Annotated in this window: 15 protein-coding genes and 1 CRISPR repeat array; of the genes, 13 read left to right on the top strand and 2 right to left on the bottom strand. The window is 37.7% G+C overall.

All coding sequences use genetic code 11. From position 1 onward, the window contains the following. On the top strand, positions 1-133 hold a 133-nt coding region (locus H5968_RS21900; RefSeq protein ID WP_187041656.1), incomplete at its 5' end, for a transposase. Positions 134-234: 101 nt separating this feature from the next. Here H5968_RS21900 and H5968_RS21895 read toward each other — a convergent pair. Continuing rightward, a complete protein-coding gene (locus H5968_RS21895; RefSeq protein WP_187041655.1) occupies positions 235-1,422 on the bottom strand; it encodes a YafY family protein in 1,188 nt (395 codons plus the stop codon). A gap of 217 nt (positions 1,423-1,639) precedes the next feature. Here H5968_RS21895 and csx18 point away from each other — a divergent pair, with 217 nt between their 5' ends. From csx18 to H5968_RS21835, 12 genes are all read left to right on the top strand, one after another. Further along, positions 1,640-1,912: a CRISPR-associated protein Csx18 gene (csx18, locus tag H5968_RS21890; protein WP_187041654.1), complete on the top strand. Its 273-nt coding sequence runs from the start codon at positions 1,640-1,642 to the stop codon at positions 1,910-1,912. A 6-nt stretch (positions 1,913-1,918) separates the two neighbouring features. Beyond that, entirely contained in the window at positions 1,919-2,911 is a 993-nt protein-coding gene (gene cas1 / locus H5968_RS21885; protein WP_187041653.1) for a CRISPR-associated endonuclease Cas1, read from the top strand. 20 nt (positions 2,912-2,931) lie between these two features. Next, on the top strand, positions 2,932-3,213 hold the full coding sequence (gene cas2, locus H5968_RS21880; protein ID WP_187041652.1) for a CRISPR-associated endonuclease Cas2: 282 nt from the start codon (positions 2,932-2,934) through the stop codon (positions 3,211-3,213). Between the two features lie 201 nt (positions 3,214-3,414). After that, positions 3,415-5,990: direct repeats of the CRISPR family, unit length 36 nt; unit sequence GTCCCCACTCGCTGGGGACATTAATTGAATGGAAAC. A gap of 330 nt (positions 5,991-6,320) precedes the next feature. After that, entirely contained in the window at positions 6,321-9,332 is a 3,012-nt protein-coding gene (cas10, locus tag H5968_RS21875; RefSeq protein WP_187041651.1) for a type III-B CRISPR-associated protein Cas10/Cmr2, read from the top strand. Then, positions 9,332-10,474 (top strand): type III-B CRISPR module-associated Cmr3 family protein, encoded by a 1,143-nt coding sequence (locus H5968_RS21870; RefSeq protein ID WP_187041650.1) that lies wholly within the window; start codon positions 9,332-9,334, stop codon positions 10,472-10,474. Before cas10 ends, H5968_RS21870 begins: the two co-directional genes overlap by 1 nt. Positions 10,475-10,485: 11 nt before the next feature. Next, a complete protein-coding gene (gene cmr4 / locus H5968_RS21865; protein WP_137668226.1) occupies positions 10,486-11,277 on the top strand; it encodes a type III-B CRISPR module RAMP protein Cmr4 in 792 nt (263 codons plus the stop codon). A gap of 162 nt (positions 11,278-11,439) precedes the next feature. Continuing rightward, entirely contained in the window at positions 11,440-11,835 is a 396-nt protein-coding gene (locus H5968_RS21860) for a hypothetical protein (protein ID WP_187041649.1), read from the top strand. A gap of 5 nt (positions 11,836-11,840) precedes the next feature. Continuing rightward, the gene (gene cmr6, locus H5968_RS21855) at positions 11,841-13,790 is read left to right on the top strand and encodes a type III-B CRISPR module RAMP protein Cmr6 (protein WP_187041648.1); all 1,950 of its coding nucleotides are present in this window, start codon (positions 11,841-11,843) and stop codon (positions 13,788-13,790) included. After that, positions 13,787-15,310 (top strand): hypothetical protein, encoded by a 1,524-nt coding sequence (locus H5968_RS21850; RefSeq protein WP_187041647.1) that lies wholly within the window; start codon positions 13,787-13,789, stop codon positions 15,308-15,310. Before cmr6 ends, H5968_RS21850 begins: the two co-directional genes overlap by 4 nt. Before the next feature lie 482 nt (positions 15,311-15,792). Next, complete coding sequence (locus H5968_RS21845) at positions 15,793-17,202, top strand: MotA/TolQ/ExbB proton channel family protein (protein WP_187041646.1); 1,410 nt, start codon at positions 15,793-15,795, stop codon at positions 17,200-17,202. Positions 17,203-17,230: 28 nt separating this feature from the next. Then, positions 17,231-17,692 carry a hypothetical protein gene (locus H5968_RS21840; RefSeq protein ID WP_187041645.1) on the top strand — a complete coding sequence of 154 codons (462 nt, stop codon included), beginning with the start codon at positions 17,231-17,233 and terminating at the stop codon, positions 17,690-17,692. Between the two features lie 20 nt (positions 17,693-17,712). Further along, entirely contained in the window at positions 17,713-18,408 is a 696-nt protein-coding gene (locus H5968_RS21835; RefSeq protein WP_187041644.1) for a hypothetical protein, read from the top strand. A 148-nt stretch (positions 18,409-18,556) separates the two neighbouring features. Here the strand turns inward: H5968_RS21835 and H5968_RS21830 are convergent, their stop codons facing one another. Further along, complete coding sequence (locus H5968_RS21830) at positions 18,557-19,054, bottom strand: hypothetical protein (RefSeq protein ID WP_187041643.1); 498 nt, start codon at positions 19,052-19,054, stop codon at positions 18,557-18,559. Between the last annotated feature and the right edge of the window lie 183 nt (positions 19,055-19,237).

Raw genomic sequence — 19,237 nt, 5'->3', positions numbered from 1 at the left:
TTGTTTCTTGAGAAAAGAATTTCCTGAGTTACTGAAACTTCCTACTTTGTGGACTCCTAGTTATTTTGTTAGCACTGCTGGTAATATTTGTACGGAAACAGTTAAACACTATATCGCCCAACAAAGACAATAGTTAAAATCACTGAGGCGTAAACGCCTTAACTGGCTTTCATCCCTTGCCTAAAGGACGGTTAAGTTTCTCCGCCACGCTCCAAAACTTAACCTCAAGGGTTTTCAGCCTTTTTCCTTATAACGATTATATAAATTTTGTGCAGCCTGAGAGTGTTGTTTTATTAATTCTGGTGGAGACAATATTTCTGCTTTATCCATATACCGATACACCCAACGAATAAACTCACCTAAAGAACGGGGTGGTAATTCTACATGGTATTCTATAAATTTGTATTCTCCATTATTTTTGTCAATTTCTCCTAGTATAATTTTTTGGTTTAAATGACGACGCTCTCCTTCTAAAATAAAATTGGAGATAGGATAATAAAAACGTACTTTAACCTCAACAAATTGAAGATTTCCTGTTAATTCTAATTGTTGTGATTCTGGATCACCTAAATTTAATCCCCAGCCATTTTCAAATAATTTATAGGCTTTCGTTAAACTTGCTCTTTGTTTTTCTAGTCCCCGTGCTGGTATTTTTACAGGATAACAATGACTATTAAAACGGTTGACGCGCCCCATTACTAAATGTCCATTTTCACAAAGTTCATATAATAAATACCAGGCAATATCATGATAAATTAATTGTAAAGGAAATACTTGAAAGCGACCAGTACGATTAGTACCATATAAATCTTTAGTACGCGAAATTTCTATAGCTTGTCCTTGACTTATAGCTTGTTCTAATAATGGTAATTGATGAAATAATGTATCTCTGTTTTCTCCTTTGGCGGCCATTTCTTCGGGGTCTGTGTGAATTATGGCACGATTGAGATGCTGACGGGTGGGATAAAAAAATTCTCCCTTGAGTTCCATATCCAAACCCCGCAGTCTTTTACTCAGGGTTTCATAAATACGTCTTGTTTGGGCATCACCTTGATATTGTGCTTGAGATGCTATGGCGTTAAATGCTACCTTTAGTTCAGCAGTAGACAGCGCACCAGTGCCTAAATAATATCCCCATCGATACATTCGTTGATCAAGAATACCGTAGCGTCTGAGTGTTTCTAAATCTTTGCGTAGTGTGGCAACTGCTGGATAATTGTCGGGTAATTCTATATTTAATTCCTGGGCTAATTGCTGTAGATATATTCTTACTATACTAATTGCATCATGATTTTTGTTGTCACCAGACTCTACAAATTCTGGACTCCCCACACCTGGGTATTTGAGTAAGGTAGCAATTAACACTAATAAACGCTCAAAAGCTAAACGTTCTGTGTAGAGATGAGTAGTTTTTTTAGGCATTGTCAAAATAATTACTTTGTTAGTAGTTTATGAAAAATAATCTACGTACAAAAAGAAAATATTGAAACAGTTTTTAAAGTTTAGCTGTAAGTGTTGAAAATCTTAATTTCTAGCTGATTATTATCATAATTCAGTTTATCTTCTTTTTCTGGTTTTTGGGTAACTCTGAAGTTATGGTAGTCAATATCATCACTTTTGTGTCGGGTTTTTATTCATCATGTATATTTCCAGACGTTCCGCTACTGTCAGAAATGTTTCTGTCTCTACTGTTAATGGAACTATTACTCTGGTTATTTTGCTAATTGCACCTTTGGGTTTAGCTGCTGTGATTATGAATACTCTGTTAGTGACTTTTGCTACTTTTTGGGTTTCCAGTATGGCGGATAGAATAGTGTTGTGGTTAGAACCGGAACAAAATGCAGAATTAACATCTGGTACTGGAGGTGAACATCGTACAAAGAAATCTAATTTACAACGTTGGTGGCGTTAATTTAATATGCAGACTCTTTATGTTTCTGAGCAGAATTGCTATGTCTGTTTACAGAAGGAATCTTTGATTGTTAAACAGGGTGATACTGTTTATATTGAAGTACAGTTGCCTTTGTTAGAACAGATTTTGATTTTTGGTTATTCTCAAATAACCACCCAAGTAATTCGTGCTTGTTTATGGCGTGATATTCCCATTGCTTATTTATCAAAGATGGGTTACTGCTACGGGAGAATTTTACCAATTTCTAGAGGATACCGACAATTATCCCGTTATCAACAACAATTAACCCCTATAGACCGATTAATTACTGCTAGGGCGATAGTTAAAGGTAAATTGAAAAATAGTAGAGTGTTGTTAAGGAGGCAGAAGAAAAAAAGAGAATCTGAGGTTTTAGAAAGGGTTTTAGAAAGTTTAGATTATTTAGCTGAACAAGCGGGACAAGCGGATAATTTAGAACGGTTAATGGGGTTTGAGGGTGCGGGTGCTGCTCAATATTTTTCGGCTTTTAGTGAATGTCTGACTAACCCTGATTTTGTGTTTTCCGGTCGTAGTCGTCGTCCACCAGGAAACCCGGTGAATGCTATGTTAAGTTTTGGGTATCAGGTGCTGTGGAATCATTTATTAGCATTAATTGAAATCCAAGGATTAGACCCTTATTATGCTTGTTTACATCAGGCAAATGATGGTCACGCGGCTTTGGCTTCTGATTTAATTGAGGAGTTCCGCGCCCCGTTGGTAGATTCGTTGGTAATGTGGTTAATTAATCGCAAAATTATGGATGTTCAAGCTGATTTTGAGTTTAAGGATGGGGGGTGTTATTTGAATGATTCAGGTAGGAAAAAGTTTTTACGGGGATTTTTGCAAAGGATGACTGAAGAAATCCAAACGGATGAGGGAATTAAACAACCAAAATGGGATTTATTGACTCAGCAAGTGAGGGCTTTTAAACAATTTGTTTATAATCCCAGTCATGATTATAAACCATATCGAATTGATTGATTTTTGCTGATGTTTGTGTTATGTTTTTGTATGTGATTGCTTACGATATTCCTGATGATAAACGACGGAAAAAGATAGCTGATGTATTGGAAGGATATGGACAGCGTGTACAGTATTCTGTGTTTGAATGTCAGTTAAATACAGAAAAGTACAATGATTTACGTCGTCGGTTAAGGAAGATTGTTAAGTTAGAGGAGGATAATGTCAGGTTTTATCCTTTGTCTCGATATACTCTTTCCCAGGTGGAAGCGTGGGGAGTGGGGATACCAGTGATTGAAACGCCGAGTTCGATTATTGTCTAGTTGTTAGGGAGGCGCGGCGTTGGCCGAAGGTCAGGTAAAATGGCTGAAATGTTGATTATTCCGTTGCGAGCTTCGGTTGCTTGCTGGGTAAGGGTTATGGGGATTTTTGAACGCTGTGGGAAGGCAATCTGTCCACCTTTTTTCGTGACCTTCGGAAACCGCCTCTGGACTCCTTGCACTGTCTGGGTTTAAAATGGAGGGGTCCCCACTCGCTGGGGACATTAATTGAATGGAAACTACTTTAGTATCCCAAAAGAGCAGGATGAGCTTTATTGGCGAGTCCCCACTCGCTGGGGACATTAATTGAATGGAAACTTCAGATTCAAAGCTATCAGTTGAATCATTGATATTAGTTGCAGTCCCCACTCGCTGGGGACATTAATTGAATGGAAACTTGGTAAAACTTTGTCAGGTACTTATATTTGGATTGAGTCCCCACTCGCTGGGGACATTAATTGAATGGAAACATAGTGCGATCGCCTAACAAACACCAGGGATTATCAATGAAGTCCCCACTCGCTGGGGACATTAATTGAATGGAAACCACGCATCTTCAAGTGTGTCTCGCGAAACTAGTGTATGTCCCCACTCGCTGGGGACATTAATTGAATGGAAACAGTTTCCAGTTTATCGGATAACAGTTTATGATACTTAGTCCCCACTCGCTGGGGACATTAATTGAATGGAAACCTTAAAGGCAACCATCAAAATAGCCCAAGAAATCGGTCCCCACTCGCTGGGGACATTAATTGAATGGAAACTGAGAAACAGTGCCATAATCTGAACTCCAATTAGAGTCCCCACTCGCTGGGGACATTAATTGAATGGAAACTAAACCACCGGAAGCGTAGTAAGCGGGTGTCCAAATCCAGGTCCCCACTCGCTGGGGACATTAATTGAATGGAAACTTTGAATGCCTTCCTCATCGCTATTGATCATTTCAAGTCCCCACTCGCTGGGGACATTAATTGAATGGAAACGTCAAAAATTAGGAATAGTCAAGAATGTTACTCTTGTCCCCACTCGCTGGGGACATTAATTGAATGGAAACTAGATCACCGAAGTCGCCATCGGAACTATTGAAGGTCCCCACTCGCTGGGGACATTAATTGAATGGAAACCACCCTGGCTCTTCAGACGGGTTGGCGATCGCTATTATCGAGTCCCCACTCGCTGGGGACATTAATTGAATGGAAACTTTCTTAGCAGTATATACCGCTAATTGCTCATTAGTTGTCCCCACTCGCTGGGGACATTAATTGAATGGAAACTTTGTAGTGGGTCTTGCACCTCCACTGGTTCTGTGCCGCCGAGTCCCCACTCGCTGGGGACATTAATTGAATGGAAACATCTTTAAGAGCTTTAAGGGTGTCTTCCTCTCGCTCGTCCCCACTCGCTGGGGACATTAATTGAATGGAAACGATTGATTCTATGTCCACTACAGGGGGTGGTTCGGGTCCCCACTCGCTGGGGACATTAATTGAATGGAAACCTCATTTTGGTCAGGTCTAAAGGGGATATCTACCATGTGGTCCCCACTCGCTGGGGACATTAATTGAATGGAAACCGTTGGCGAGGGGTGGTGGTAGCGTAGTCGCTGAAGGTCCCCACTCGCTGGGGACATTAATTGAATGGAAACGGAAGAACCGAGTACCCTTCGCTTTTCCCCCACAAAAGTCCCCACTCGCTGGGGACATTAATTGAATGGAAACACGCGATCGCGCCCAAAACACGATACTTAGGAGACATTTCACCCAGTCCCCACTCGCTGGGGACATTAATTGAATGGAAACAGGAGAGAAAGTTGAGGAATGGTACAGCTATTATAGTGCAAGTCCCCACTCGCTGGGGACATTAATTGAATGGAAACTTCAGAACGCACCTGAGAAGAAGTAAACACCAAAGTCCCCACTCGCTGGGGACATTAATTGAATGGAAACTTGATAACAATGGTGTCAGGGTCATACTCAGCCTCACCCAGTCCCCACTCGCTGGGGACATTAATTGAATGGAAACCGAACAGCAAAGCGTTCTGCTTGTCATTGTTGAGGTAGTCCCCACTCGCTGGGGACATTAATTGAATGGAAACGTAGACTACTTTGGGGTAGTCTGTTGAATTGGGATTTTCCTCAAGTCCCCACTCGCTGGGGACATTAATTGAATGGAAACTTGGTAACAAGGCATCCCGTCACCTGAAGAGGTCGACGAAGTCCCCACTCGCTGGGGACATTAATTGAATGGAAACTCAGCCAGCCTTGCTGCTTTTGCAGCAGCTCTTTCGAGGTCCCCACTCGCTGGGGACATTAATTGAATGGAAACTGTACCATTCTTCAACTTTCTTTCCAATGTCTTTTACTAGGTCCCCACTCGCTGGGGACATTAATTGAATGGAAACTTAGGAATAGTGATCGCTCTTTTATCACTAAGATAAGTCCCCACTCGCTGGGGACATTAATTGAATGGAAACATACTATCCCTTTCCAAACTCTATCGTGATAGACCCAGTCCCCACTCGCTGGGGACATTAATTGAATGGAAACGAATGGCTCTAAAAAAGGCGAGCCAAATATATCAGGATGTCCCCACTCGCTGGGGACATTAATTGAATGGAAACATCCGATGCCGCAACTCCGCGTTTTCTTTTTCTAAAGTCCCCACTCGCTGGGGATATTAATTGAATGGAAACGTATTGAATGAAAACCACAGATCCCGGACTTCTCTAAGAAGTCCGGGATCTTCCTTAATGATCGCAAATGTCATATTAATTGAATGGAAACTGTGTTCAGTCCACGCCTGATTAACAATCTTGAGTATATCCCCACTCACAGGGGATATTAACTACATAACCAATTACCGTAGGGGTTTAGCACTGCTGAACCCCTACTTAATAACATTTGAGTATCAACAAATCGGCATAAAAATACACAATTTGCAATTAATGTCAAAAAATAAACAATATTTTTAATTAAACTAAATAAATACCTCAAAGCCTTATACACAAAGGATTTCAAGGTGATTTATATTGAAAATTAAATATTGTCAATCAATAGACAAATACTAAATCCCGTCATTACAATATAAATATTGGCTACACAGGGGAATCACCGATGACAGCAGAATATTGGCGGGCTAAGATTTGGGGGTTACTGCATGACCCTATACTGAAGGCATTACATAACAATAGCGGACGGGGTAAAAATAGCTTCTATGAACAACTAGAAGTTATGAAACCTTGGGTTGAGACAGGTAAAACCCCAGATCAATCAGGTGGTAAAGTATTAAAAAATATCCTCTTAGCGGATTATATAGCCTCAGCCAGTGATAGGTCAGTCCTGGGTAGCGTCACAGCCAGTATCAATTATGCCCCAGGTAAAAACCCAGAAAAGGGATTAGAAATCACCCATTTATTATCTGGTGCAAAACAAGAATTTAAAATCAAACTCCATACAGAACTTATAGAATCAAAACGTCAAGAATATTTAAAGAAAAAAGAAGAAGAACTATTAGCAGAAATAGACAATCATTTAAGAACAGATATTAAAAACATCAAACATTTATTTTGGTGGTTATGGCGTTGTTTACCCCAAGCAACCTGTGATTTATTTGATAAAGATAATTCATTAATGTTAATGCCGGCAGAAACTCGTTTACCTGATGCTTCTATTTGGAGTCATTTGAGTATGACATCAGCATTAGCCGGCGCATTAGCAGGATATGATTTAACAGCAGAACAAGTACAAAGTTGGCAAGGAAATGATGAATTATCTCATCCTTATTTAGCGGTATTTAGTTTTAGTCCAGTACAGGAACTAATTAAATCTAGTCGCAAAATGCGAGATTTTTGGGCGGGTTCTTGGTTATTACATTATCTATCAGCTAAAGTTTGTTGGAAACTCGCCAATCAATATGGACCAGATACCTTACTTTATCCTAGTTTATATCAACAACCATTAATAGATCATTGGTTATTGCAAGAAATTGAAAGGTTGAAAAGAGAAGAAAAACTTGATTTTGATTTTACCGAATGGGTAAAACCACCATCCCATGAATCATTATTAACCGCCGGATTTCCTAACGTTATATCATTAATTTTACCTAAAGACAAAGTACAAGCTGCCATGCAAACAGCCCAACAAACGCTGTTAGAAGCATGGTTAGAAGTTGGGGATTTAGTATTAAAAGAATTACAAAATGAACGTCATTGGATGAGACAATTAAAACCAGATCATAATAGTTGGCAAGGTTGGTTAAAATCCCAATGGCAAGTTTACTGGACAGCATTACCAATTGGTAAAGGTAAACAATTCAAAACTGCTGCTATTCCTGAAAATGTTGATGATCAATTACAAACTTGGTTAAATCAACAAAATGAAGCCTATAATGTTAGTAAAAAGCAAAAATTATTTCAATCACAAGAACTAAAATTTTTACGGGAAGCTTATCATCAAAGATTAGAAGAACAACACAGAAAATTTAGTGTTAACATAGGTTCATGGTGGGCTTATATTTTTGACGCTACCCGTGCTAGTTTAGCATCAGTAAAAAACGCGAGAAATTGGGAACTTCCTACAGCTTTTGGACCCCGTTCGACAATTTCTGGTATCGGTCCAGTTGTCAATCCTGGTAATAATAAAGAGAAGGGAAAAGACTGGATGACAGAAGGTGATACCAAGAAATTATGGGGAAAACATGATGCAGGGTTTTTTGATGGAACAGAACAACTAAATGCAACGGAAGTATTAAAGCGGGGGTTACATAAAGTATTACCTCACTTGTTGGGAATCCCAGAAAAAGATATTGCAGCATCTTATCCAGATTTAACTTCTGGGGTGGCGGGGTATTTAAAAGTTAATGCTGGAGATACACGACATAAACTAAATTTTGAAAAAGCTTGTCAAGCAATAGTTAACAAATACCCTGAACTTGAAACCACACTCACAGAAATGAGAGGTAAATGGGGTATTCCTTGGATAGATAAAAACCAGAATCCTAAAAAATACCATCCCCGCTTACTTAATGCAGATTGGATATTAGAAGATTTACCTAATAGCACTGAGTTGAAGGAAGAATATAGAAGAGAAATCAACAATATTATTAGTGATTCCTATCCTAGTAACAATCCATCAGATTGGTATGTATTAGCCGCAGGTGATGGTGATAGTATGAGTGAATGGTTAAAGGGAACAAAACTCAAAACCTATGGTGATTATATACCATCAAAATTATCAGTTAATTTAGAGAGTTTTCCCCAATTCTTAGAAATCCAAAAACGCATGGGACCAAGTACCCACAGCGCATTAAGTAGGGCGTTATTAGATTTTTCTAATCAATTAGTTCCCTATTTGACACAAAATCGTTATGCTGGTAGATTAATTTATGGTGGTGGTGATGATGTTTTAGCTTATACGAATCTGTGGGAATGGGATAAATGGTTATGGGATATCCGCCAATGTTTTAAAGGTGCAAAAGATCCCCGTGATCAGTTTAGTAATGAGGGTGATTATTGGAAATTTAAGGGCAAAAGTGATCAATTAGTTGACCGTCCATTATTTACAATGGGCAGCGCAGCCACCATCAGCTTTGGTATCGTAATTGCTCATCACTCAGTACCTTTAGCAATAGCTTTAGAAAGCCTCTGGGAAGCGGAAGACGCAGCGAAAAAACACGAATATCATCATAGTTGCCTTATACCAACTGAAAAACATGGAGAAAAAGCCTGTTTTAATAAAAAAGATGCTGTACAGGTGCGGGTAATCTACGGAAACGGTAACACCCTGAAATCCACCGCTAAATTTGATGTTTTCTATCAGTGGCAACAATTAATTCAACAGGATTTAGAAAGTGCGATATTTGAACAAGCAGCGAGTCTGTGGAGTCAGCACCCAGCACCGAGTCAGGAGGCCATAATACCCTGGACTAGATTGTTTTGCGATCGCCGTGACCAATTCCAAGAAAACAAAGACAACAAAAAGCAATTTCAAGAAGCCCTTGCAGACTTCCTCAAAGCATTGTTTATCACTACCCAAACTGAAGACTTGGACAGCGAAATTCAAAATTGGCTCAAACTTGCGGCTTTCGTTAAACGCAACCGTCACATCAAACTAGGAGGTGATAATTAATGCACTGGTACAAACTGACACCGTTGGATATTTTAATGTTAAGGGATGCCAAACCATTTTCACCACAAGAAAGGGCGTGGGCGGGTAGTGTGTTTCCTCCCAATGGTCATACCATAGCCGGGGCATTGCGGGGGTTGTTGGGAGATATTAAATTTGATATTACTGGTCCATTTTTGAGTTATGAAAACACCCTATATTTACCCCGTCCGTTGGGGTTTGCGGGTTCTATAGACCTTGTACCTTTAGTGTGGGCAAAAGAATCTTATATCAATAATGCTCTCTGGGATAAAACTCAACCTTGTCCATTGGTGAAATCCTATAATAGCAAAGATGAGGAGGAGGAAGAAAACTATAATTCAGGTAAAGAACAAAGCCCTGAATTTAGACAGTATTTACCTTATGATATTGTTAAAAAATACCTCAATAATGGTAAACTTGATAAGTTAGATTGGCAAGCCATTGAAGGTAGACACGAAGATAAACCATACACCATAGAAACCCGTTCTCATAATAGCATTGAACCCGGAACAAAACAAGTTAAAGATGCCGATGGTTACTTTGTAGAAAACGCTATTAGATTATATCAAGGTTGGAGTTTGACAATCGGAATCAGCAAAGAAATTGAAACACCTGCTACAATCAGATTAGGAGGAGAAGGACACAGGGTAATTGTAGAATCTTGTCCAGAATTGGGGGAACAATGGCAAGAGTTACAACAACTATCCGATGATAATTTTCAACATGATGGTAAAGCAATAGCTTATTTAGTTACTCCTGGAGTTTTTGAAAGACCACATAAATATAATCCTGAACAACGGGCAAATTTATGTCGTCCTTATCCTTGGGAGTGGAAAATCAAAGACGGTAATTTTGTGAGTATGTCCACAGATAAAGCTGTACCGATTAGTTGTAGAATTAGGGAGAAAGAAGACAATACAAAAAGCACTACAAAAAGCATCACAAAAAGCATTCCTGCACCCCAAGTATTTGCAGCACCACCGGGGAGTTTGTACTATTTGAATAAACCTCAAGGGTTGTTTCAGAATAATGAACTTTTAGCTAATGGTGAAAAAAATCGTGTAAACAATTGGCGACAATTGGGTTATTCAGAAATGTTGTGGATTAAATATCAAGGAAATTAGGAAAAATAACGATGGAATACATTTATTTATATCTGCTTTCACCATTACATACAGGTGGTACAACCCAAGAGGGTAACTTATTAGGAATTGCCCGTGAATCTCATACTAATTTACCCTACATTCCTTCTAGTACAGTGCGGGGTAAAGTGCGTTCATTGGCTACAGATAAAAACACAAAATATCAGCTATTTGGTAATGATTTAGAAGATGGACAATTAGAACAGGGTGATATTTGGATTGGTGATGCTTCTATATTATGGTTGCCAGTTCCGTCATTAAGTCATAGTGTAGTTTGGGTTAGTTGTCCTCTTTTATTACAACGTTGGCAACGTTTACAAGGTGGTAAATTATCCATACCTCCTGAATATAGTTGTAACTTTAATAATAATGCTGCGGTTTATCTCAAAGATGCAATTATCAACTCTGCACAATTACAACCTTGGCAAAACTCAAAAGAATTTGTACCCAAATCATCAGCAACAGATTCAATAAAACGTTTATTAGTATTACCTGATAAACATTGTGCTACATTAATTCAAATGAGTTTATGGCGACAAGTAAAAATTAAACTCGATGAACATAAATCTGTAAATGGTGGTTTCCGTTATGAGGAAGCAATTCCACCAGATACATTAATGTATTTACCTTGGGGAATTACATCACAAGCTAATGGAAAATCACAAAAATCTTACGATGATTTGAAAAATTTATTAGCAGCCAATGAAATTTTACAAATTGGAGGACAAGAAAGTTTAGGACGGGGATTTGTTCAACAATGGATGTCAACTTCTCAAGAGAATTAGAAAATTTTTCAGAATCAGGACTTACGGTTACTGAGCGACTTGTACTGAGCCTGTCCTGAGCCTGTCCTGAGCGGTGTCGAAGTAAGTCGAAGTACAGGATTTACAGGATGAAAACAATAATTTTATAGCCTGTAAAAGTGTAGTCAGAAAAAGGAAATTAATATGACATTTGACCCTAGAACAATTGCTATACCAATTTACGATGCTTTAAATCATTTAAAGAATTTACCCAATCAAGATGACACTCGTTTGAAACAACAAAAAAGTCAAGCAGTGGAACTTTATACCTATCTTTCCACTTGGGGAATGATGCGATTAAAAGCTGAAGAAATGGCATTACCTGATGGCATGATGGGTAAAAGACAAGTAGTGCAGAAATTCTTTGAATGCTTACAAGAAGTATCAGGAAAACAAAATTTATCTGGACAACAAGGTTTAGAAACCTTGAAAACCCTGGGTACAGATGAATATTTAGGTATCACAGGTTTGGGATTAGCTTTGGCACAGGAATTTAGTTTTTGGGCTACTGCTATTTATTGGGATATTAAGGGAGACTAAAAGTAATGGTATTTGAAAGACCTAATCAACCTAAAAAACCTCAACCATCTACAAATATGAATCCACCTAGAAGAGTAATTAATGTTCCCGTTAGTGGTCATGGTGGTCGTGGTGGTGGTAGTTCCAGTAGTCACGGGGGACACAGTGGCGGTAATCAACCCGCTACACCCTCTCCCTGGTTAAATGCAGACCATGAACCTAAACCTGATCCAGAGGCTAGTTTTGTAGAATATCTGCGGTGGATGCGATCGCCCGATAGTGACTATAAGGACTCTACCAAAGTACAAATATTACAAATGGCAGAACAGGGGTCAAAATATTTTCAGCGATTGCAACAACTAACAAAACGTACTGAATTAATAGCCCAAAAAAGTTTTAAAGTCCAATGTCCTTGGCGCATTAGAGTAGGAGGACATAGAGGACCAGAAAGTATTTTATTACCTGCTTTTGATGCTTTGGGTATTCCTTATATTCCCTCTAGCACTTTGCGCGGTGTAGCCAGAACCCAGGCTATCCGGGAAATCATGGCTAAACAAAATATTGACTGGAAAAATGCAGAAAAGCAAATTGCTGCTTGGTTTGGTTCAGTAGAAACTAATAATAAAAAAGAACAAGCTGGTAAAGTTGTATTTTTAGACGCTTATCCTTTACCAAATCAAAATCAAAATGTATTAGCTGTAGATATGGCTAATAATATTTGGCAATGGGACAATAATACACCTAAATATAGCCCCAATCCTAACCCGTTTTTCAGTTTAGAAAAACCCATGTTTCTGATTGGGTTACGATTAGCTAGTAACTGCCAGGATAACGATATATTAGAAAAAGTCAAACAGTGGTTAATCAAAGGTTTACAAGCTGGTGTAGGTTCTCAAATTAATACTGGTTATGGTCAATTAAATCCCGCAGGAAAACTTGAGAAAAATCATGAATTTTTTAGAGTTGAATTTGTTATAGAAGGCCAGTTAATTCATGGTCGTCAAAAATTAAAAGATATTAAACAACCTTACCAAAAAGACAGAGATGGTAATTTTAGACTTAGCCAAGGAAAATTAAAACCAGATACTATTTCTAATCCAGAAGTTCGACCTGTCGCCTTTAAATCAATGTTAAGATATTGGTTTAGAAGCTTTGCATTAGGAATTTTAGAACCTGGTCAAGTGCAGGAATGGGAAGCTAAAATATTTGGTGGTATTACTACCCCTAATCAAAAATTTGGCTGGTTAATGGTTAGAGTATTGGAAGGAAAAACTATTAGAGATAATGCTGCAAATCGAAATGATGATTTTGGTAAACAATCGGGAATACTCACATTAAACTATTCACCGGAAATTCCCCAATCTCAAAAACAGAACTTAGAGAAACTAATCAAAAATCTCACCTGGTTAATGTTTCATTTAGGTGGTATTGGTCAAGGTGCAAGAAGACCATTATATTCTAGAAAAGATCGTAATCCTCCCCGTCCTCCTTGGTATCGTGGCTGTAATTTAGGCTGTAATTTAATTACTGAAAGTGATAATAATTTTTGGAAATTACCAGATAATACTAGACTGTTTCAAGAATTATTCAAAACTAAAATCAGGAATTTTTATGAAGCATTACAAGCGTTAGGTGTTAATTTTAATTCTCGACAATTAAGAACTTGTGGAATAGTTAGAAATAACCAATGGACAGAAGCAATAGACGCAAATTGTCGTATCTTTGTATGTTCTGGAGATGAACAATTTGGTAAATCTTATGCCCTATCAGTTTTACATAGTGATGAGCTAAAATTTAATAATAATTATGACGGTAATCTTTGCGGCAAAACTCAAGGTAATCGGGTTATTCCTTCCCCTATCTGGATTGCAGATTTAGGAAATTACCAAGTAGTAACTGTATTTGGTGCTAATGAAAATCCACGCCGAAAATATTTAGAAACATTACAAAATAAACTGCAAATATTCCCCCTATGAAAACAACAAATACCAATCAAGTTAGCACCCTAATAATCACCGTAGGAACACGACAAATAGGCTGGCGTTGTCAAGATGGTATCATTCGTTCCTTTGGTGCAGATGGTAATATTAGTTATCCTCCACATATCAACGAACTCTATCAAGAATTAGGAATAGAACGAGGTAATCATCAAGATGAAAATGGTAAAACCTATCCTTGGAGTGGTCGGGATTTAGGTCAAAGATATTATGATTATTGTAAAGAATGGTTAGGTGGTGACTTTAGTAATGTGGAATTGCTGTTAGATCAAACTGTCATTGAAGGAGGAGTAAAGCAAGGTTTAAAACATATTATCCTTTGGGGAACAGACCAACCAACAAGTATTACTTGGAATTTTCGCAGGTTAGATACTTTATGGTTAGCAGAATTAATGAAGGGAAAAATTAAAAGTTTATTTCCTGATATTAGAGTTGATGTTCACGCGCCAAAAATTAATGCTGGTAATAGTGATGAAATTCGAGAAGAATTAGAACAACTGGTTTTAAAAGAAGCTATCAATGCTAACGAAAATCAAGAGTTTGTTCTCTGGATACAAACTAAAGGATGTACCCCTGTAATTGCTTCTAATGTAGAAATTTGTGCGGCTGCTTTAGTACGTCAATATCAAGTATTTAATGCCAGTCCTGATGAACCACTGGAGTTTTTTAGTCAGTTAGATAATGGTTTAAAAACCGCTAATCATTCCCAAACTTTCAGTTTAATTTCTATGGCTGAATATTTCTGGGCGTTGGAAAAAGTCAAGATTAAATCAGCTTGGGAAAGAGGGGATTTTTCAGAAGCCAAAATTTGGCTAAAAGTTCATGAAAATCGTCATTCAGTATTATATAAATTAGCTGGTTTTTTAGCAAAATATAATAATTGGGAATCTAATGATGATTTTTATCAAAAACTCAAAGAGTGGATAGGTTCTAATGGTGTTAGTAAAATAACTGATTCAGAACAAATCATCAATTGGAAAACTCAACTCCAAAAAATGCAAACTGATGATATCACCAAGTTATGGGAATCAACTATTATCTTAGAACTTTCTCTAAAACGAGAAAATTACACCACTGCATTTATTCAGTTTGTGCAACTTTTAGAACAGTTATTGTATATTCAATCAACAGCCCAAAATTGGACTGCTAGAGGTTGGGTAGTAAGTAATAAAGATGAAGTAAGTCTAGCCGAATTAATGCAAGGTTGGTGTTTATACAAAAAAATTAACCAAGACAATAAATGGTCAAAATTGCTAAAGGCTATTAGAATAAAGCGCAACGAAATTATTCATAAGGGGGAATCTATAACTTCAACAAAAATCGGTGATATTTGGGCTAATAATAACTTTTCAGGTGTATATATACCAACAACTTCAGAAAACATTAAAAACCTGATGACGGATACATTCAAAGAAATTAGCACTCCCCCCAATTTTCATAACTTATTAATGCGTTCTTTGTATCAATGGGGACTGCAATACTTAGAAGATGCAAGTTAATAATAGACTTCTCCGAAAAAGATGTAGGGACGAAGTAGGGGCGAAGCATTCGAGCGATTAATGATCGGTATTCACCAAAGGATATTTTCCGAATGCTTCGCCCTTACAGGGCGATAATTTAACGGAAAAATCAGACATCTAGATAGGGTTTGCTGAATAAACCTAAAACCTTGATATATCAAAGGTTAGAGGCTGATAAACACAGAAATTAGTGCAAGGGTTTTGAAGGGTATACCGGAAAAAGTGTGCATTTTTTGGGATTTCAAGAGATGGCAAAGAAATTTTCAAATCTCCTCCTGACTCCTGACTCCTGACTCCTGACTCCTATGCCCTCACGGAAAGACTTTCTCAGCAACCCCTAGATATCCCAAATGCTTCGCCCTTGCCCCGATAAATAAGTTCCATAATTTCTTTTCTGGAGATGTCTAACGTACTAAGCCATGTGAACACCATTATTAATCAAACCAAAATCACACTAAATTATGACTGCTAAATCCTTAAACTTTGCCCATAAATCAGACCGTCAAGAATTAGACATCCAAATTTGGTTTATCCTCCTTTTAGGACTAATCGTTACCTTTGGTATCTATGCTGCGGTGTTACCTATTAAAAGCACATTTCTAGGAACATTATTATATGAGAGGGGATTCACCCAAATTCTCGCCATATTCTTTGGGGGTATGGTAGTCACTATCACTGTGTTGAAATATGGTAAAATCCAAAGTGAATCCAGGGCATTTAGAAAAGATTTATTGCCGGAAAATATTACATTTGATAATCCCACATCTATTCAACTAGAAAAACTACAACAACTGTTATCTCAGGAAAAAAGTTTATTAGCCCGTCGTTGTAGTCGGGTGATTGCGGCCTATATAGCTTCTGGAAATAAACAATCTGCTACTGAATTTGCAATGGAAGACTCAGCATTTTATAGCAGCACAACAGAAACTTCCTATTCTGTAGCTCGCATTTTAGTTTGGGCAATTCCCCTATTAGGATTCATCGGTACAGTTGTTGGTATTAGTGGTGCTGTCAATGGTTTTAGTGGCTTCTTACAACAGTCTAGTGATATCGAACAAATTAAACAAGGTATTGGTACTGTCACCAGTGGATTAGCCGTAGCCTTTGACACGACGTTATTAGCTTTATTCGTTAGTGTTTTGGTGATGATTCCTTTGGTGTTAGTTGAAAGACAGGAATCCCGGTTATTATTGGCAATTGATATTTATATTAATGACAGACTTTTACCCCGTCTCAAAGCAGCAGAAAGTTTAGATAGAACCATTGTTAATAATGCCATTTCCCAGGCATTCCAAAAACATCTTCCCTCACCAGAAGTTTTGATTAAACCAGCCCAAGAATACGCTCAACAAGCCGCCGATGCTTTGGCTCAGGGGTTTTTAAGTGAGGTTGGTAAAATCCAAGAAGCAACCAATAAACTCATACAGAAAATGAATTACATTAATCAAATGGCTGTACAAGATAGAGAAAATTTCATTACTACTCTAACTCAACAACAACAATCAAGTCAAGAATCAAGTCAAGAAATTGTTGAAGAAATGAAACAAATTAATACGACGATTCAAGAAAATTACCAAAATATTAATCATGATTTTAACATACATACAGAGCAAATTTCTGAAGGACTCCAGAAAGCTGCTACATCTTTAGATAGTCGCATTGCTGCTTTAGAAAACTGTGCTGCTCAAATCACCAAGATTGTAGAACTACAACGCAGTTTAGAACAGAGTTTCCAAACGTTAGAAAAAACCGCACAATTAGAACAAGTATTAGGAGAAGTTCGCATTAATTTAGCATTATTAAAACCAGTTTTGGAAAACCTAAATAAACCACGTCGTATTACTTTAGTGGAATCTGACGAAAAACGCTGATAAGATAAATTTATGCCTAAACAAATTTATGCCTAAACGGATTACCAAACGCTCTGTAACTGAAATTGAATTATTTCCATTTTTATCAGTTTTGGCTTGTACTATTGGGGTGCTAATTTTATTGATTATTGTCTTAATGGCGCAAACATTCAGTAATCAAAGACAAGTTACAATTGTTGCCAGAACTGAAAATGGACAAAATCAGAATAAACAACCCCGTTATATTGAGTGTCGTAGTGATGGGATTATTATTCATCCTGGTGAAGAATTTGTGAGTTTAACAGCCCTTAATCTTTCTTATTCTCCACTACAAACATTACTAGAAGAAGTCAAAGTTAACAGAGATACACAATATTTGATTGTAGCCATCAGACCCGATGGAATTGAAGTATTTGATCAGGTTAGGGCATTAATTGAATCTGAGGGTATTGATATTGGTTATGAACCCATTGATGAAGGATGGACTCTGAAAATTGAAGGAAATATCTGATATAATTTAATGGTGTATATATGAGAAGAAAACGTTATTTTACATCCCAGCATCCCCAACAAAATCTAGATTCTTTTTTGGACATCTTAACTAACACTGTTGGGGTGTTAATGTTCATTAGTCTGTTTATTACATTGGTTGCAGTGCAGTCTAGTACAATAGTCAGAACCCCATTAGCCAAAGAAACTGATAAACAAGTGAATTTCTTTGAAATTAGTGGTAATCGGGTTATTTATTTAGATAATAAATCAGTGAGTCAGCAAATTAAAGATTTAGTCAGAAATTTACCAAACTGTGTTAGACCAAGTTATATTCCAGGGTTAGTTGATAGTTATTTGTATGAATTTAAAGAATATCAAAATTGCGTAGAAACCCAAGTACAACAAATTAAGGATTTCCGAGCAGAGACAAAATATTATGAAATTGAATTAGTAGATTTAAAATCTCTTTCATGGCGATATAATCCAAAATCATCCAATAATGGGGAATCAGGTATAGAATTGAATCGCAGTAATTCTGAATATAAAAATATTTTATCTAAGTTGGAAACCGATCAAGATTATGTGGCATTTTTAGTAAGACCTGATAGTTTTGCTACTTTCCGTCAAGCCAGAGAAATCGCCTGGAAAGCCGGATTTGATGTGGGTTGGGAACCGCAAACACCAGAGACTCCAATTGTCTTTGGTTCTGGAGGGCGAACTGTGGGTGTACAGTAATGATGGCAAAACTCACATTGTAGGCGATCGCCAGTCATCACCACGAAAACCCCACCTGATTTCACGGAGTCAGTAGCACAAGGGTAAAGTTTCCTACTAACCCCCGTAATTTTGCTCTTTTACGGAATAAATATTAGGTTTTATTGATTTAAAATCTCAAACCCACACCACCCTGTAAAGATAAAGCCGTACCTCCACTATTGCGGTAAGCATCAAAAGCAATAATAGCATTACCAAAAATCACAGTCTTACTATTAGGGACAACATAATCAATACCTGGTTGCAAAGCAAAACTAATTTTATTACCTACAGGGGAAGCAGTATCACCACTAGTTAAAACCATTCCCGCACCTAAATAAACATCAGTTTGCCAATTGAGGGGAACATCATAAGAAACTGTAGGTACAATTGCTGTACCTTGACCAATTAAAGCTTGAGCGCGGAAAGATACGGGTGTTTCTAATAATTTGTAGCGAAAAGCCAAAACTCCACCCAGTTGGGTATCGTCGTCAGTTAACCCAATTGTAGGACCAATACCCACATAACTACCATAAGCTACTTGAGCTTGTGCAGGTTGATGATTGATTAGCAAACTCAGAACCGCACCAGTACCTAAAACTGCAACTAAAGATTTAAAAGACTTCATATTATCTCAATAACTATGTTGTCAATATTACTGCTAACTAATTGGTAATTGGTAATTGGTAATTGGTAATTGGTAATTGGTAATTGGTAATTAGGTTATTCATCTTCCCAGTCCCCAGTCACCAGTCACCAGTCACCAGTCACCAGTCACCAGTCCCCAGTCCCCAGTCCCCAGTCCCCAGCC

The sequence above is a fragment of the Sphaerospermopsis sp. LEGE 00249 genome (genome assembly GCF_014299995.1).
Lineage (GTDB): Bacteria > Cyanobacteriota > Cyanobacteriia > Cyanobacteriales > Nostocaceae > Sphaerospermopsis > Sphaerospermopsis kisseleviana.
This window is presented reverse-complemented; position numbering and strand designations above follow the sequence as displayed.

Excerpts from the sequence above, each read along its gene's own strand:
- H5968_RS21895 (WP_187041655.1), bottom strand. The coding sequence starts at position 1,422 with ATGCCTAAAAAAACTACTCATCTCTACACAGAACGTTTAGCTTTTGAG.
- csx18 (WP_187041654.1), top strand. The coding sequence starts at position 1,640 with ATGTATATTTCCAGACGTTCCGCTACTGTCAGAAATGTTTCTGTCTCT.
- cas1 (WP_187041653.1), top strand. The coding sequence starts at position 1,919 with ATGCAGACTCTTTATGTTTCTGAGCAGAATTGCTATGTCTGTTTACAG.
- cas2 (WP_187041652.1), top strand. The coding sequence starts at position 2,932 with ATGTTTTTGTATGTGATTGCTTACGATATTCCTGATGATAAACGACGG.
- cas10 (WP_187041651.1), top strand. The coding sequence starts at position 6,321 with ATGACAGCAGAATATTGGCGGGCTAAGATTTGGGGGTTACTGCATGAC.
- H5968_RS21870 (WP_187041650.1), top strand. The coding sequence starts at position 9,332 with ATGCACTGGTACAAACTGACACCGTTGGATATTTTAATGTTAAGGGAT.
- cmr4 (WP_137668226.1), top strand. The coding sequence starts at position 10,486 with ATGGAATACATTTATTTATATCTGCTTTCACCATTACATACAGGTGGT.
- H5968_RS21860 (WP_187041649.1), top strand. The coding sequence starts at position 11,440 with ATGACATTTGACCCTAGAACAATTGCTATACCAATTTACGATGCTTTA.
- cmr6 (WP_187041648.1), top strand. The coding sequence starts at position 11,841 with ATGGTATTTGAAAGACCTAATCAACCTAAAAAACCTCAACCATCTACA.
- H5968_RS21850 (WP_187041647.1), top strand. The coding sequence starts at position 13,787 with ATGAAAACAACAAATACCAATCAAGTTAGCACCCTAATAATCACCGTA.
- H5968_RS21845 (WP_187041646.1), top strand. The coding sequence starts at position 15,793 with ATGACTGCTAAATCCTTAAACTTTGCCCATAAATCAGACCGTCAAGAA.
- H5968_RS21840 (WP_187041645.1), top strand. The coding sequence starts at position 17,231 with ATGCCTAAACGGATTACCAAACGCTCTGTAACTGAAATTGAATTATTT.
- H5968_RS21835 (WP_187041644.1), top strand. The coding sequence starts at position 17,713 with ATGAGAAGAAAACGTTATTTTACATCCCAGCATCCCCAACAAAATCTA.
- H5968_RS21830 (WP_187041643.1), bottom strand. The coding sequence starts at position 19,054 with ATGAAGTCTTTTAAATCTTTAGTTGCAGTTTTAGGTACTGGTGCGGTT.